The 14,459-nt window shown below is 55.6% G+C and carries 13 protein-coding genes; 7 read left to right on the top strand and 6 right to left on the bottom strand.

Features of this window, described 5'->3' with window-relative positions; genetic code table 11:
* Window positions 1-373 precede the first annotated feature (373 nt).
* Window positions 374-1,444 carry a GNAT family N-acetyltransferase gene (locus tag FY156_12625; protein ID UXS03138.1) on the top strand — a complete coding sequence of 357 codons (1,071 nt, stop codon included), beginning with the start codon at window positions 374-376 and terminating at the stop codon, window positions 1,442-1,444.
* Window positions 1,445-1,450: 6 nt separating this feature from the next.
* Here FY156_12625 and FY156_12630 read toward each other — a convergent pair whose 3' ends face one another.
* Window positions 1,451-1,669: a hypothetical protein gene (locus tag FY156_12630; GenBank protein ID UXS02248.1), complete on the bottom strand. Its 219-nt coding sequence runs from the start codon at window positions 1,667-1,669 to the stop codon at window positions 1,451-1,453.
* 218 nt (window positions 1,670-1,887) lie between these two features.
* On the opposite strand from FY156_12630, the gene FY156_12635 reads away from it, so the two are divergent.
* Complete coding sequence (locus FY156_12635; GenBank protein UXS02249.1) at window positions 1,888-2,772, top strand: WecB/TagA/CpsF family glycosyltransferase; 885 nt, start codon at window positions 1,888-1,890, stop codon at window positions 2,770-2,772.
* A 233-nt stretch (window positions 2,773-3,005) separates the two neighbouring features.
* On the top strand, window positions 3,006-3,281 hold the full coding sequence (locus tag FY156_12640; GenBank protein UXS02250.1) for a hypothetical protein: 276 nt from the start codon (window positions 3,006-3,008) through the stop codon (window positions 3,279-3,281).
* Window positions 3,282-3,294: 13 nt separating this feature from the next.
* Here the strand turns inward: FY156_12640 and FY156_12645 are convergent, their stop codons facing one another.
* Window positions 3,295-4,047 (bottom strand): polysaccharide deacetylase family protein, encoded by a 753-nt coding sequence (locus tag FY156_12645; GenBank protein ID UXS02251.1) that lies wholly within the window; start codon window positions 4,045-4,047, stop codon window positions 3,295-3,297.
* Between the two features lie 24 nt (window positions 4,048-4,071).
* Complete coding sequence (locus FY156_12650) at window positions 4,072-5,367, bottom strand: O-antigen ligase family protein (GenBank protein UXS02252.1); 1,296 nt, start codon at window positions 5,365-5,367, stop codon at window positions 4,072-4,074.
* Between the two features lie 265 nt (window positions 5,368-5,632).
* Between FY156_12650 and FY156_12655 the strand changes: the two genes are divergently transcribed.
* On the top strand, window positions 5,633-6,913 hold the full coding sequence (locus FY156_12655) for a lipopolysaccharide biosynthesis protein (GenBank protein UXS02253.1): 1,281 nt from the start codon (window positions 5,633-5,635) through the stop codon (window positions 6,911-6,913).
* Between the two features lie 16 nt (window positions 6,914-6,929).
* Here FY156_12655 and FY156_12660 read toward each other — a convergent pair whose 3' ends face one another.
* Together FY156_12660 and FY156_12665 are read right to left on the bottom strand one after the other, a co-directional pair.
* Complete coding sequence (locus FY156_12660) at window positions 6,930-7,871, bottom strand: glycosyltransferase family 2 protein (protein ID UXS02254.1); 942 nt, start codon at window positions 7,869-7,871, stop codon at window positions 6,930-6,932.
* Between the two features lie 8 nt (window positions 7,872-7,879).
* A complete protein-coding gene (locus FY156_12665) occupies window positions 7,880-8,791 on the bottom strand; it encodes a glycosyltransferase (protein ID UXS02255.1) in 912 nt (303 codons plus the stop codon).
* 179 nt (window positions 8,792-8,970) lie between these two features.
* Between FY156_12665 and FY156_12670 the strand changes: the two genes are divergently transcribed.
* Window positions 8,971-10,038, top strand: a complete 1,068-nt coding sequence (locus FY156_12670; GenBank protein UXS02256.1) for a 1,4-beta-xylanase — start codon at window positions 8,971-8,973, stop codon at window positions 10,036-10,038.
* On the top strand, window positions 10,035-11,114 hold the full coding sequence (locus FY156_12675) for a glycosyltransferase family 2 protein (protein ID UXS02257.1): 1,080 nt from the start codon (window positions 10,035-10,037) through the stop codon (window positions 11,112-11,114). The genes FY156_12670 and FY156_12675 overlap by 4 nt, the downstream gene beginning before the upstream one ends.
* Before the next feature lie 39 nt (window positions 11,115-11,153).
* Here the strand turns inward: FY156_12675 and FY156_12680 are convergent, their stop codons facing one another.
* The gene (locus tag FY156_12680; GenBank protein UXS02258.1) at window positions 11,154-12,776 is read right to left on the bottom strand and encodes a GumC family protein; all 1,623 of its coding nucleotides are present in this window, start codon (window positions 12,774-12,776) and stop codon (window positions 11,154-11,156) included.
* A 252-nt stretch (window positions 12,777-13,028) separates the two neighbouring features.
* On the opposite strand from FY156_12680, the gene FY156_12685 reads away from it, so the two are divergent.
* On the top strand, window positions 13,029-14,444 hold the full coding sequence (locus tag FY156_12685; protein ID UXS02259.1) for a phosphomannomutase: 1,416 nt from the start codon (window positions 13,029-13,031) through the stop codon (window positions 14,442-14,444).
* The last annotated feature ends 15 nt before the right edge of the window (window positions 14,445-14,459 follow it).

A 14,459-nucleotide genomic window follows, 5' to 3' on the forward strand; every position in this document is an offset into this window, starting at 1 on the left:
CGGTATGTTGAGCCTCTAAGGTGCCAGCTTTCGTGAACATGGTTAAATCGGCTGTGATCATTGGGGGACCTGCCGCTTCAGCTTGAAGTTGCTAGCGGAATTTGGCGAACAGGTGAGCACCCGACACAGGAATTACCGCTGATCGACAGCACTTGGGTACTCGGCAACTATCGGAATTTCATTGCCAACGGCCTAAATCTCCGTTTTTATGTGTGATATTAACATTCCGAAATACATTTCCTGTTTTAGTAATGCCTAAGATATCGACAAGTGCGGGAATCTGACGGTGAACGTTCAGACACAGACCAGCAAGAGCGATGTAGGCAGAAGCTGCGAAGCTGGTGCCGGACATCGCACGTCCGGCGTGCGCCCCATGCACAAGGACGATGTTGAGGCGGTTGAAAAGCTGATCAATTCGGCCTTCGGAAAAACGCAGCGCAATGCAACTTTCGATTTTCGTTCTTATATCCGGAACGTCTTTTTCGGCAGCCCAATCTATGACCCTGCTCATGGCAGTATCGTCTACGACATCGGCGACCAACAGATAACCAGCGTCGTTCTTGCCCTACCGATGCGTTTTGTCGTCCATCGTGAACGCATTGTCGGGCGGTTGCTGTGTGCCTTCGCTTCGGACGCTGAAAAAGGCGCTGCAGGTGCGGCGCGCCTTTCCCGAAGCATGCGACCGTCACAGCAGGATCTGTGCTTCACTGACACATCCTCACCGGTGAGTGCCGATCACTGCCTCGCAATCGGCGGCATTATTTTGCCGGTTGAAAGCCTGCAATGGCACAAAGCATTGAAACCATTGTCGAGCATGGCATTGCGGCTGGGTCGCCGGGTCAGATTGGCCGGCTCCAGACCCGTTCTTGCCGCACTTGGATTTGCCGACCGTCTCTTGCGCGGATGGAAGCGCGGGATACGACCGAAAGGCGTAGAAGGCCTGACCGTCAGACCCGCCGATTTCGAAACATTCCGCCTGCATGCGCTGCCGATGATCGAGCGATTTTCCGTTCGCCCCGAATGGTCGAGCGAGGAATTCCATTGGCTGGTCGAGATGGCGAAGACCAATGAAAGCATGGGAAAACTGAACTGCCGCACGGTCGAAGATCGCGATGGTAAGGCGATTGGCGCGGTTCTGTACTTCGGGCATCCGGGAAAAACGGCTTATGTGCTGAACATCGTTACAGCGGCAAGTCGCGAAAACGACGTATTAAGCCAGCTTTTCCGTCATCTCGATGATGAAAATTATGCCCATGTGACGGGCATGTCCCAGTCATTCCTGATGAACGCTCTCTACCGCCACAACCAGATGACCTTCCGACATAGAGGTTATTTCTGCGTGACGACGCGCGATGAGGCTCTCAAGGATAGCGCGCTTCGTGGCGATATCTATGTCGGCGGCCTCGCCTCCGAAAGCTGGAGCCGACTTATTACGGACTTCTAAGCTCGCCTATTCTTCCTCTGGAACCAGCCCGTCATAGACCTCCAGCAAGGCGGCTGCGATCGCTGCACCGAGAGCGTTTCCTGCATCGCGGATACCGGCTTCGTCCATATCGCGCACAGCGACTGCGAGGTCAGATGCTTCGCTGGCGACGATCAGCTTGGCGCGTTCGATAGCCCAGAGGCCAAAGTCTCCTCGGTTGTCGATGGATATGGTTTCCGTGCTCACAAGGCGTCTCCGTTTCGATCTGTCAGAACATTTTTTTATAAAACCAAACCGCCCTAAACCACAGAATGCGGGAATTTGCACGGCTTTCCCGCGAGCTTATCATTTTAGAAAGGCGAAATATGACCTTTCTCACAGGCGTTTATAAAAATATTAATGATAGTTATTCGTAGTGTTTGAAAGCTTGTGCCGTAGCATGCAAATGACCTAACAAAGAAACGATGGCCACCTTGGACGCCGGAAAAAATTCGACAGGGGAAAACATCATGGATGTGGAAAGGCCGAACATAATTTGGCCTACGGTCCCGCTTGCGACGCTACCGATCGTCGACGCAACCATGGAAGAAACCGCCGAGGACTTCATTCGCCGGGCTTCCACGCCGCGTGCGCCTGACGAAAAACCCTTCTATTCGACATCCGCAAATGGCCAGGTCATTGCGCTCTGCCACCAGGACGCCCAGTTCGACAGCATTTTGCGCCAGGCGGACCAGATCCACGCCGACGGCATGTCGCTGGTGATTTTTTCGCGACATTTCAGTGCGAGGGCATTGAGAGAGCGCATCGCAACCACCGACCTTGTCCACACCGTCGCCAAGCGCGCGGAAGAGACCGGCGCACGGTTTTATTTTCTCGGTGGTTCGGAGGACGTAAACCGTACCGCAGTCGCGGAAATGCAGAAACTTTATCCGCGTCTCGTCTTTGCTGGTCGGCAAAACGGTTATTTCAAGGAACATGAGGAAGACGCTGTCGTCAAAAACATCGTCGCGTCGCGGCCCGATATTCTTTGGATCGGCTTCGGCATACCGCTTGAACAGCGTTTCGTCGCACGCAATCTCAACAAACTGGCCGGTATCGCAGTCATAAAAACCTGCGGTGGACTGTTCGACTTCATTGCCGGCAAGAACTCCAGAGCGCCACAATGGATGCAGGATATGGGACTGGAATGGCTCTATCGAGCCATGCTGGAACCCAGACGCCTTGGAAAACGCTATTTGCTTACGAACCCTGTCGCGATTTACGCAATGCTGAAGCATCGCGACAGAATGCCAAATAAATCCCGGTCCACGACACGTACGGACGCCAAGGAAGCAAAGAAAAGCAACTGAACCTTGCGGCTCAAAACAGTCAAACAAAAATCACAAGCTATTGAAATATTTAATTATTGGAAATAATGAGCAGGTCGAATCCAACAACGGCATTGCAAAAAAACAACATACTTTCCAGCAATACGCCTTCTAAAAAATGACCTGTAGGAAATTCGATTGCAACTCACCACAACAGGTCTACACTAAAAAGATATTATAAATTTATTCGAATCAAATGCATATTGGGGACGTCAATGTTGACTACGGCCATTTCTATTCTTGTATATGGCATCGGCACCGTTACCTCACTTGCCATGACCTATATCGAGGGCGCACGTCGAGATAAGGAGTGGGATGTCTACCGCATCAGCGGCATCATCCTGTGTTTCTTCTGGCCTCTGCTACTGCCGGTTTTCATCGTAACCGCCTTCTTGTCGATGTACGGACGAGGAAAGCGACATTCGGCCAGCAGCAAGTCTATCAGCGCTGAAAAAACGCTCGTCGCGCCGCGAATTTCCCCGCGCGCCTGAGAAGGCAAAAAGATCAGAGATCAAGTGTGCTTGCAGCCGCTTCAACAGTCATGACCTTTGCCCCACCCGACACTGCCGACCGAACAAGATCGCGAAGCTTTATCTCCGGGCATCCGTAAAAGCTTGGCGTCGATGAAACGTCATGGGTGAAAAAGATCAGCCATCCGCCAGTTTGCAGCACCTCGGCAAGCCAACGATCGGCCGCATCGAGGTAGGTCTGATCGGGCCTCAACTCGACAGCCGCAAGATTGTGCAGGTCGGTCCTGCCCTTATTGATGCCGGGCATGATGCTGCGCGCAGTTTTGAACCTTTTGCGCAACAAGGGCTGCATTAACGGCGACGCCATACCGAAAGGAACGGAGAAGTTTCGAGGCCCACTCATTCCGTCGAACGCAGCCAGTGCCTTATCGTTTCGCTCCAGATCTGCCGCGAGCTCCGAGCGGGAAAAGCTTGAAAGTTTTCGATGGGAATAGGTATGGCAGGCAAGTTCGTGGCCTTTGGCGACGAGATCAGCGCAGCCCTGAGCAGGGACCATTTTGCGCTCATTGTCGTACCCGTCGACGAAATTTCCAGAGATGTAAAACGTTCCACGAGCGCCCTCCTCCTCGAGAATGCGCGCTCCGTTTGTCCAGGAACTCTCCGGCACGTCGTCAAAAGTGAAAGAAACAATCGGTGAGGCTGCCTCGACCTGTACGGTCGGCCCCGGAAAATATCGCACGAGCCGGTTGTTAATCCGGTCGGCCAGCGTCCCTATTTTCTGCGTCATCCACAGCCCCCCGGCGTGTCTGAGTTACTGTCCTTCTTCAAGTACATTGTGAGCCTGATGTCTCAAACAATACACGGCAATCAGAAGAGAAGACCAGATAGGCCCTGTTCCGGTAAAGAAATTACTCTCAAGGCACGAAGAAAGAAGGGCGTAGACCCAGATTCGCGCAAAAAGTGTTGTCAGTGCGGGATAAGTGCCACGGTCGACGGCGCGTCTGAAGTTGTTCGCCGGTATGATGACCAGCCATATGATAGTGAGGATGAAAGCTGGAATTCCGCCATTCAGCAGGCTTTCGATGTAACCGTTGTGTGCGTGATAGGCGGAAACAGCCCAGGTTCCAGCAATATCGCCCTGCGACAGAAGCCTCTCGCTTGCCCAGAATGCCTGAAAGCCCTGACCGAAAATCGGCGATTGCGCAAACGTATCAAAAGACAGACGCCATATGTCCGTTCTGCCCGTGAAGGTGGAATCGATACCAACGCTCTCCACCAGATTCTGGATGCTGGGGAAATAGGTTGAGCCAACTGCAAGAATGTTGAGAAAGGCCAGCAGGCCGCCGATCATCAGCAGCGTGCGGTTGGCATGTCGTTCCATAATCCAGACGAGCGCAATGGAGACGGGCAACAGCATCGCCGCAGTCTTGCCATTGGTTTTCCAGAGGAAGAAACCCGCCAGCAGCGCGATGGCAATACCCCCCATTGTCGACCAGGCGCTGCGCAAATAAAGCCCGATCATGAAAAGGATAATCATCGCCGGCGCGGCAGCATTCTTGTGATTGAAGACGCCGCGCCAATCACCCGCGAGGGCCTTTTCATCAAGATCGTATGGTTGGTGGATCGCCCGTGAACTCAAAAAAATCACGCCGAGATAACATACCACCAGAAGGATGATCGCAAAAATGGCCATCATCCGATCGAACTGCTTGCGATCCTGCGGCATCACGACGAGGACACTGGTGATAAAGCACAACAGGCCCGTGAAAATAAGCCGCTGCAACGATGTGCCGGGCTGCGCGCCAACAACGGAGCAGATCGCCAGCCAGCCAAACAGCAGCAAGATCGGCAATCGGGGTCGCAGGAGCAGGCCCGTCAATCTGTGGCGCAAGGCAAATACGCCGAGCAGCGCTGCGATAGCCAGCCCCAGAAGCTGATTGGCCGCCGCATGCGGGACAGGCGGCGCTGCCAGATTTTCAAACGGTGCGACGGAAATCCAGACATAGAGCAGCGTGACGACAAAAAAAGCCGCATCACGCCGGCTGCCGCCAAGTGGAATAGCGCCCTCGCTCAAGCGAACCGGCTGCGTATCAGCGAAACGCGGCATTTTCGCCTGCCTCCGGCGCAGCTAAACGGATCATTGCCCTGCCTTGCGATGAACAGAGACGTTCTTTTTGGGAATCTGTCGTGTTCGAACAGCTATAAACGGTCGTTATCATCATTATTGTGCAATTGCTTTAACCCTCTCTTACCGCAGAACGGCTAAGACAGGGGAAATTACCGCTCAAACCATTTAGATGTGCAAGTCATTTTAGCGGGACAGCCATGTTACATGACGTAACCAGGCAACGTCGGAACACAGGGAGACTTAGGTGTCGTTTAACACGCCGCGGCTCGGCCACCTGATAAGACTGGGATTGTCCTATATGGCGTCCGGTGGCGCGCTTTTGATGTCCAGCGCCGCCCAACTCCTGACTTTTGCCTTGCTTGCCCGTCATCTTGGCGTTGAACAATTCGCGCTTTATGCATCCATCACCGCCGTGACCAACCTCGGCGTCCAGATTTGCGGTATCGGCGCGCAGGAATCCCTGATCCGACGCGTCGCCCAGGACCGCAGCATGTTCCCCGTCATGCTCGGCCACAGCTATATGCTGAGTGCTCTGACAGGCGTGATACTGACCGTTATCGGCATGGTCACGATTCCGGTCTTCTTCCCGACTTCGGAAAACCTGCTCGACACCCTGATCACGACATTCCTGATCCTCTTCACCAATCTCGTTCTTCTGAAGGTCATTTCACTTTCGACACAGAGTTTCATCGCTCACTCCGACTTCGGTTCGGCCAACAAGCTTGAAGTGATGTTTGCTGTCGCACGAACCCTTGCAGCCATATTCGCCTGCCTTGTCTTCAAGGTTGAAACGGTCGAAGCATGGGCCTTGTGGAACCTCGCGGCACATTTGATCGCAGCGGTGATTTCGGTCAAAGCAATCGGCAGGCTCGGCAAGCCGATCTACCGCCTCGTTCGCGAAGAAATCCGCATCGGCATCCTGTTTTCAACGCAGTTCCTGTTCAAGGCGGTACGCGGCAATGCCGATATTCTCGTGCTGGGCGCAATCGCCAGCGCCGAAGTTCTTGGCAGCTATTCGATTGCTCGCCGTATTCTGGACAGCTCCTACCTGTCTGTGGAAGCCCTGAACCGGCTGATCTATCCAGGCTCGGCGTCCGCAGCACTGCAAGGCATCACCAAAACCATCGAGCGTGCCTATAACGTTCTGAAAGCAGCACTGTTCATTGCCGTCGGCAGTGCGACCGCGATCTTCATTATCGCGCCGTTCCTGCCCCTATTGTTCGGCGACGAATATGTATCGCTGCCGATCATCACCCGCGTTCTGTGCTGGGCCGTTCTGCCTATGGCCGTTGCTGCCACCGCGCTCGAGGCGCTCGGCGCATCCGGACGTCAGGACATCCGCGCCAAGATCTGGAACAGCGGCAACCTGCTCGGCTCTGTCGTCGTTGCCTTGTCCACCTGGTACTTCAGTATTTCCGGAACGATCGGCAGTTACTTCCTGGTGGAGATTGCCATCGCGGCAGCCGTCTGGATCGCGCTTCTGCGGCTGCGTCGTCGCAGCGAAGCGTTTGCCGGAGCGGAATGAGCCGGAGGCTGAGGCTTCAGGTCTTCTTGGCGGCCTTGTAGGGGTTCAGCGTCACACCCACGCTCGCCATCATACGACCGACGGACATCAGTGGCGGATGCGTAGCGGGCAGAAGCGATCCGGTTTTGGCGAACGCCGAAACCGCACGGATCACGGAAAGACCAAGGCTGACAACGTTTTTCGCGCCCAACAGTAGACCACCCTGCAAGCCGGGACGATGCGCGCGGTCAATGCTGTAATTGATGATGCCGGTTCTGAGCGATCGTGTCATGATCCAGCGCGGCGCCATACGGGTTTCCGGCACATATTCAATGATGACGGCATCCGCGCTCCAGGCGAATTTGAAACCGGCGCGACGGCAGCGTGTGAAGAAATCCATGTCGCCGCCACCTAGGAAGTTGAACTGTATGTCGAATTCGGGCTTGTCGAGACCGTCGAAAACCCGGCGAGAAATCAGGCAATTGCCGGAGCCATGAATCTGATCCACCTCGCCCGTTGGCGCTTCGATGGAGCCAAACAGAGGGTGTGCGAGAACAGACTTTGGAGCGGGCGCGTCGAATTCGCGGTTCACTGGACCTCCAACAATATCGGCACTGAAGGATTTCGCAGTTTTGACCATCTCGGCCAACCAGACGGGTGAGGCCGCCTCATCGTCATCGATCATCAGAAACCATTGCGCGGACGGATACGTCTGACGCGCGGTTCGAAACGCGGTGTTGATCGCGTAACAGTTGCCCTGCGTCGGTTCGACCAGAGTCTGCCCGGTAAAACGGGTCTCGGCAAAAAATTGGCGCGCGACGCCAAGTCCGGCCTGCCCCTCTCCGTCATTGTCCACGACAACGATGGCGAAGGGAAACTCCACCTTCTGGTCGGCCAGCGACTGGAGTGTCTTGCGCAGGCCTTCAGGTCTGCGGAAACTTGGAATGCACACCACCGCCTCCGGACGAATCTCGGTCATGAACGCTCCTATATCCCGGCGATGGCTGCTGCGGAAAAAATGACCGCCCGCAGGCTCTGACGCGGACGATGGATGAAAGTGTCGGCAAGCGCAGAGAATGCCTCTTTATACCGGCGAGCGCGGAAAGCCTGCGCGACGATGTAGGCATTCATGTGGGTTTCCGATTTGTGGCGAAGCCGCGCCAGTTCCCCAGGGCTGACTGCAGCGACAATAGCAGGATCTGAGAAAACCGCCCGCACAGCGGGCTCGCAATCCTTGAATGTCAAAAGACGATTCATCATCACGCTTGTTCGATGGACGCGATAGTCAAGAACATGGCAGCCCGGCAGATAAACGAAACTGCCCGCTGCTGCCAACCTGCACCAACCGTACCAGTCCTCTGCATAACGCAATGTCTCGTCAAAGCCGCCAAAGTCCTGAAAAATGCGGGTCCGCACCAGCATGATGCCGCCATTGACGATGAAATTCCCACCCAGAAGAGCGGGAAGAACATTGCCGCTCGGTTTTTCCCGACGACGGATGAGATTGCGGTGACCGATCTTGGCCCCGTCTTCGTCTACCCGTTCGTAGTCGCCGTAGACGGCCACCACATCGTCATTCGAAATTCCCGCACAAAGCGCGTTGATGGCACCCGGTTTCAGACGGTCATCAGCATCGAGAAACATGGTCCAGGCACCACGCGCCTGCGACAAGCCGAAATTGCGAACGGCAGAAACGCCCTGCCTGCCCTGCGGACGGGTCAGAAGCCTCACGCGGGCATCGCTGAAACTTTGCACCTTCAGGGCCGTATCGTCGGTGGAACCATCGTCAACGACAAGAATTTCACAGATGCTGGCGCCCTGCATCAGAACACTGTCGATTGCTTCCACGATGTAACGCTCGCCATTGCGAACGGGGATGACAATCGAAACGGCAACCAAGACCTTTACTCCGTGACGTGTAAAGCAGACTTCGCACAGTGAAGTTACTACCGGATTAATCGGATCGACGGTAGTTTTGGGAACGGTATAGCCAGCATTAACCTTGCGGCGTTTTAATATGCAATTGGTAAGGTCACGCTGTTATAAATTGGGAAAATCGATTGCGGAGGCTGGGGTTAATGCCGATCGGACGTCGAAACTTTCTGTACGGTGCGGCAAGCGCGGGTTTCGTGCAGGCATTGCCCGATATTGTGCATGCCGCGCAAACGAAACGCGCGGCAAAAACCGCTCCTTACGGCGCGGCAGTTTACCTTCCTGATCTGCAAGCTGACAGCCGGGTCGGTGAAGCCGTCGTCAAATATTGCTCACGCATCACGCCCGTCACGGAAATGAAGTGGGAAATCATGCGGCCTTCGGAAGAAGTGTTCGACTTTTCCGCAGCCGATGCGCTTGCCAACTTCGCCCGGCAAAACAAGCTGTCCATGCACGGCCATCCCCTGATCTGGTATGCGTCCAATGCACCCTGGCTGTCATCGGTCAGCGGTGCCAAGGTCGAAAAGCTGATGGAAACACACATCGTCAAGACGATGGAACGTTACAAGGATGTCATTCGTAGCTGGGATGTGGTGAACGAACCCATCCCTGACGTTCCCAACAACGCAAAGTCTCGGCGCGATGCCTGGTATTACGGTGCGGGATCGGACGCCATTGCCAAGGCTTTCAAGATTGCTCACGACGTTGATCCGAAAGCGCAGCTCGTACTCAACGAATATGACGTGGAATTCGCGGTCGAAAAATCGCCCGCAAAACGCGCTGCATTCCGCAACCTCATTCTGGAACTGCTTGATCAGGGGGCGCCGATCAACGCGGTAGGATTACAGGGCCACCTGCGTGGCGGCTGGCCGATCGCCAAGGATGAACTTGCCGCTTTCGTCACCGAAATGCGCGGCCATGGCCTCGACGTTCTGGTGACGGAACTGGACGTGATGGACCAGACCCTGCCCTCTCCGGAAGCTGAACGTGACATGCTGATAAATTCGCAGCTTCGGGATTTTCTCGAGGCGGCCTCAGCCGGCGGCCCGCTTTCCTCTATCACCACCTGGGGCATTTCCGACCAATATACCTGGATACGCTGGGCCTACCCCCGCAAGGACGGAACTGCCAACCGCCCGCTGCCGCTGGACTGGAGCTTCAACGAAAAACCCATGATGACCATCATCAACAAATTCCGGAGCCGTGGCGCATGAATGGTGAAATACCCCTGCCGCCTGTCAGCAAGGCGCTACAGGTCAATCTGCACCCCTTCGATGCCCCACATGCAGCTTTAACACTTCCTCACCAGCTCCGGGTATGGGGTGGGCAGGTCGACCGTATCCTGCTGACTGTCGACACCGGGCAAGTCGGCGCGGGACGTTATAAGGGCAACGGCTTCGAGCCGGCCAGAAAACGTCTGTTCGACATGCTGGATGAAATGCAGGCGAACTACCCGCACCTGCACATCGATGAGGTCGACTACAGCGAAAACGCCCGCAAGGCGGTAACCGACACTTTCTTTTCCCGCTCAACGATACCCTATCCGGCAAAGGCGTTTGATGGGGGACCGTTCCATGTCTATTTCCACGGGCTGAGGCGTGCCAATGCGCGGTATGTCTTGCACATGGACAGCGACATGATGTTCGGCGGAGGCAGCCAGAGCTGGTTCGATGAAGCAATCCAACTTCAAAAGGACAATCCTGACGCGCTCTGCATAACGCCGTTTTCCGGTCCGCCGACTGTCCGCGGCGATCTCGACATCACCCGCCATGTCGGCATGCCTGGGGTCAAGAACATTCCGATCCCGCGTAAACTTCCAGTACGCACGCCCACCTGGCGCTTCGCGACGGTCTCGACTCGCCTTTTCATGATCGACATGGAGCGTTTTGCAAAAAAGGTCACGTCGCTGGAGCTGTTGCGACCGGACGTAAAACGCCGCATCCGTTCCGTGGCTTACAACCAGCAACCGATTTCAATGCCGGCGGAAGAGGTGCTCAGCGAAAACATGATGCGGCTCGGTGTCTACCGGCTGGATTTTCTGGGAGAGGGCAAGGGCATGTATTCTTTGCACCCGCCTTACCGTTCGCCGGAATTTTATGCCGCCCTGCCCTCGATCGTCGAGCGTATCGAAAAAGGCGATATTCCCGAAGGGCAACTTGGCGACTTCGATATCAACGGATCGATGGTGGACTGGACCAGTGCTCTCGCGGCCAAGACGAAAAGCAAACGTTACGCCAAGGCACTGCGCCATCTGATCACGGCGAACATCCAACGCTTCGGCAAGGCCTGACCGGCCTGCCGAAAAGTATCCGCGATCAATGGTGATGAATTACGCGTAACGCGCCGCAGTGTCTTCATGATCGTTGCGGCGCAGATAACGCAGCAGACCAAGCGCCACAGCAATACCGATGCCAAGGAACACACCTCCGGCACCTCCCGCGATCAGGAATGTCAATTTGCTCGGCGGCCAGCTTCTGGAGTTCGGCTCGACCGGTTGCGAAATGACCCGAACATTGGTGGAATCGATCGCCTGCTGCTCGGCGATCTGGCGTGAACGTGTCAGGTAGGTTTCGTAGATCGCCGCCGCAGAACGGGCGTCTCGGTCCAGATCCCGCAACCGCACCTGCGCTTCGTTGTCGGTAAAGACATTGGCGCGCTCGGCAACGGCTTTCAACCGCAGAGCATCGAGAGACGAACGGGCCTCAGCAACATTGAGTTTGGCGGCCTGGAGAATACGCTGCGCTTCTTCCTGCATGCCACGTTCGAGCATGTCGCGCTCGGCACCAGCCGTCGCAAGCCTTGGATGACGTGCACCATAGGTCAGCGTCATCGCGCCGATCTGCTGTTGCAGGGTACTGTACTGAGCACGAATCGTGTTCATCGTCTGGGAATCGAAGATCGCAGCGCTCTGGGTACGGTTCTGGGCAATCGCCGCGTCCATCTGCTTGAGACGGGATTCCTCCTGGATCACCCGTTGCTGCGCGGCCAGAACCTGCGCGTTGAGCTCGCCGGACGTCTGATCGCTGACAAGCTGACCATTGTTTTCCTGCAAGCCGTTTTCCCGCCGGAAGTCGGCCACACGCTTTTCGGCTACCGTCACGTTTTCACGCATTTCCTCCAGCCGAGCCTTCAGATCGCCGACAACCCGTTGACTGCTATCGGAGTTCATCTGGAACAGTTCGCTTTCGAACGCCTTGACGATAGCCTTGGACACCAGGACCGATTTTTCCGCGTCGTTTGTCCAGACCGAAAGCGTCACGACAAAGGAGCGCGGGTCGCGTTCTGCCGCCACCCTGTCACCCAGCGAACGCAAGGCGCCGATCTTGTTGTCGCCGTCTTCGGGACGCGAAGAAAACATGGCTTTCAGTCGTGCAATCGGCGGCGGATTGATGAATTCGCTATCCTGATCGAGTTTCAGCTCATCGACCACCCGCGCCAGAACATTGCGCGAAGTAATGGTGCGCAGCTTGCTTTCAACTTCGAGAATTTGCGTATCGCGCTGCTGATTGGGTGAAAATACGCCATCGTTGACGACGTTCAGGTTGGACGGATTAACGACGATATCCGTGTAACTCGTGTAACGCGGTGGTGTCATGTAGGCGTAGGACAGAGCAGCAGCGACACAGAGAATGATCGCCAGAACGATCCACAAAATACCATCGCGCAACCACGATAGAATGTCATCCACACCGATCCGATCGATGTATTTCAGACCGGGCAAGGCGTTCGACAAGCCGGCGCTGGGTGATGATTTCGTCGCCGGTTTTGTTGCACGCACCTGCTCAGCGGCGGGCGTTGCCTTTGGCTCAAGATGCTCTTTCAGCACCGTGCGCTCGAAGACCTCATCATCATCGACGAGATCGTCCAGCAGCGAACCCTGCGATTGTGCGGGAGGTGCTTTTTCATCGAGCGGACGTGTCTGCTTATGTCCCGCCTTTTGAAGCCTGTACATCAGCCAATCCAACTCGAACAAACCATAAAGAAGGTCTCAAAACGTGTTATATGCTCGCCAAAACCCCATTGGTCGGCAAGTCTAAGGTGAACGGGTGAATTTTAGGTTACCCTTTTATCCGCACATCTTTCCGTATTTGTGGCTGCCATGAAAGTGATGATTGACTTCCATGGATCGATACCGTTCTTTTCGTCGTTATATATTTATATTATCCATTTGAACCTCAATGATTTTACCGCAATGGAGTTTGGCATGAGCCTGAAATTTGGAACGAGCGGCCTTCGCGGTCTCTCTGTCGACCTGAAGGGAAAAGCCTCTGCCGTTTATGCAACGGCATTTGCGCGACACCTTCTGAAATCAGGCCAGGCAAAGACGGGTGACCCCATCCTCGTCGGCCGCGATTTTCGCGATTCCAGCCCCGATGTTTCGGCCACCTGTATCGGAGCCTTGAAAAAAGCGGGTCTCGTGCCACTTGATTGCGGTACCGTGCCGACACCGGCGCTGGCGCTTTATGGCCTGTCGTTGAAAGCTGCGGCATTGATGATTACCGGCTCGCACATTCCGGCCGATCGCAACGGGATCAAATTCTACCGCCCCGACGGCGAAATCGATAAGCAGGACGAAACCGCGATTGCCGCGCTGGCGAGAGACGTCGAGGCAGAAGGCATCACTGATGAAGCAGCAGCCGCAGAAGACCGGTCTTCCGTCGTCGCGGAACTCTTCTACGAGCGCAATATTTCGCTGCTGCCGGCAGGCGCCCTTTCAGGCCTGAAAATTGGCGTCTATCAGCACAGCACCGTCGCTCGCGATCTGTTTGTCGATGTTCTCGCCCATTATGGCGCCGATGTCGTGCCACTCGGCCGCTCCGAAACATTCATTCCGGTCGATACCGAAGCCGTTTCACCCGAGACCCTCGACCTTCTGAAAAAGTGGTCCGCTGAACATAAGCTCGACGCGATTGTCTCTGCCGATGGTGATGGCGATCGCCCGCTTCTTGCCGATGAAAAGGGCATTCCGCTGCGCGGCGACCTGATCGGTCTGATCACGGCCAATTTCCTTGAAGCTGGCGTTGTGGTCACACCCGTGACGTCCAATTCCGGCATTGAAGCAAGCGGGGTGTTCGCGGTTACCCGCACAAAGGTCGGATCTCCCTTCGTCATCGCCGGCATGGGAGACGCACTTGCAGCCGGAAAGAACGGTGTGATGGGATTTGAGGCCAATGGCGGCCTGCTGACCGCTTCAACCTTCACCGTCAACGGCAAGCCATTGGCGCCTTTGCCGACCCGTGACAGCTTCCTGCCAGTCCTTGCCGTTCTGCTGCTTTCTGCCGAGCAGAAAAAACCATTGTCCGAGATCGCCAGTGCCTACAACTTGCCGGTTGCTGCGGCGGACCGCCTTGAAAACTTCGCGCAGGAGAAAAGTGCCGCACTGATGTCCTATCTGCGCGCGTCGAAGGACAATCTGGCAAAATTCCTCGAGCCGGTTGGTGCCGTGAAGGCCACCAGCGATATCGATGGATTGCGTGTCGCGTTGACGAATGGCAGCACGATCCACTTCCGCCCTTCGGGCAATGCGCCTGAAATGCGCTGCTACGTCGAGGCAGCCAATCAGGACGAAGCCGAAACGCTGCTTCACAAGGGCCTCGATCTCATCCGCAATTTCGGTTGATTTGCGAGTTGAGAA

Origin of the sequence: Agrobacterium tumefaciens, from assembly GCA_025559845.1 — a bacterium.
In the GTDB taxonomy this organism is placed as follows: Bacteria; Pseudomonadota; Alphaproteobacteria; order Rhizobiales; family Rhizobiaceae; genus Agrobacterium.

What these genes read in the sequence shown, in the direction of transcription:
- FY156_12625 (UXS03138.1), top strand. Translation starts at nt 374, where the DNA reads ATGCACAAGGACGATGTTGAGGCGGTTGAAAAGCTGATCAATTCGGCC.
- FY156_12685 (UXS02259.1), top strand. Translation starts at nt 13,029, where the DNA reads ATGAGCCTGAAATTTGGAACGAGCGGCCTTCGCGGTCTCTCTGTCGAC.
- FY156_12650 (UXS02252.1), bottom strand. Translation starts at nt 5,367, where the DNA reads ATGCCGCGTTTCGCTGATACGCAGCCGGTTCGCTTGAGCGAGGGCGCT.
- FY156_12675 (UXS02257.1), top strand. Translation starts at nt 10,035, where the DNA reads ATGAATGGTGAAATACCCCTGCCGCCTGTCAGCAAGGCGCTACAGGTC.
- FY156_12645 (UXS02251.1), bottom strand. Translation starts at nt 4,047, where the DNA reads ATGACGCAGAAAATAGGGACGCTGGCCGACCGGATTAACAACCGGCTC.
- FY156_12670 (UXS02256.1), top strand. Translation starts at nt 8,971, where the DNA reads ATGCCGATCGGACGTCGAAACTTTCTGTACGGTGCGGCAAGCGCGGGT.
- FY156_12660 (UXS02254.1), bottom strand. Translation starts at nt 7,871, where the DNA reads ATGACCGAGATTCGTCCGGAGGCGGTGGTGTGCATTCCAAGTTTCCGC.
- FY156_12680 (UXS02258.1), bottom strand. Translation starts at nt 12,776, where the DNA reads ATGTACAGGCTTCAAAAGGCGGGACATAAGCAGACACGTCCGCTCGAT.
- FY156_12640 (UXS02250.1), top strand. Translation starts at nt 3,006, where the DNA reads ATGTTGACTACGGCCATTTCTATTCTTGTATATGGCATCGGCACCGTT.
- FY156_12635 (UXS02249.1), top strand. Translation starts at nt 1,888, where the DNA reads ATGGCCACCTTGGACGCCGGAAAAAATTCGACAGGGGAAAACATCATG.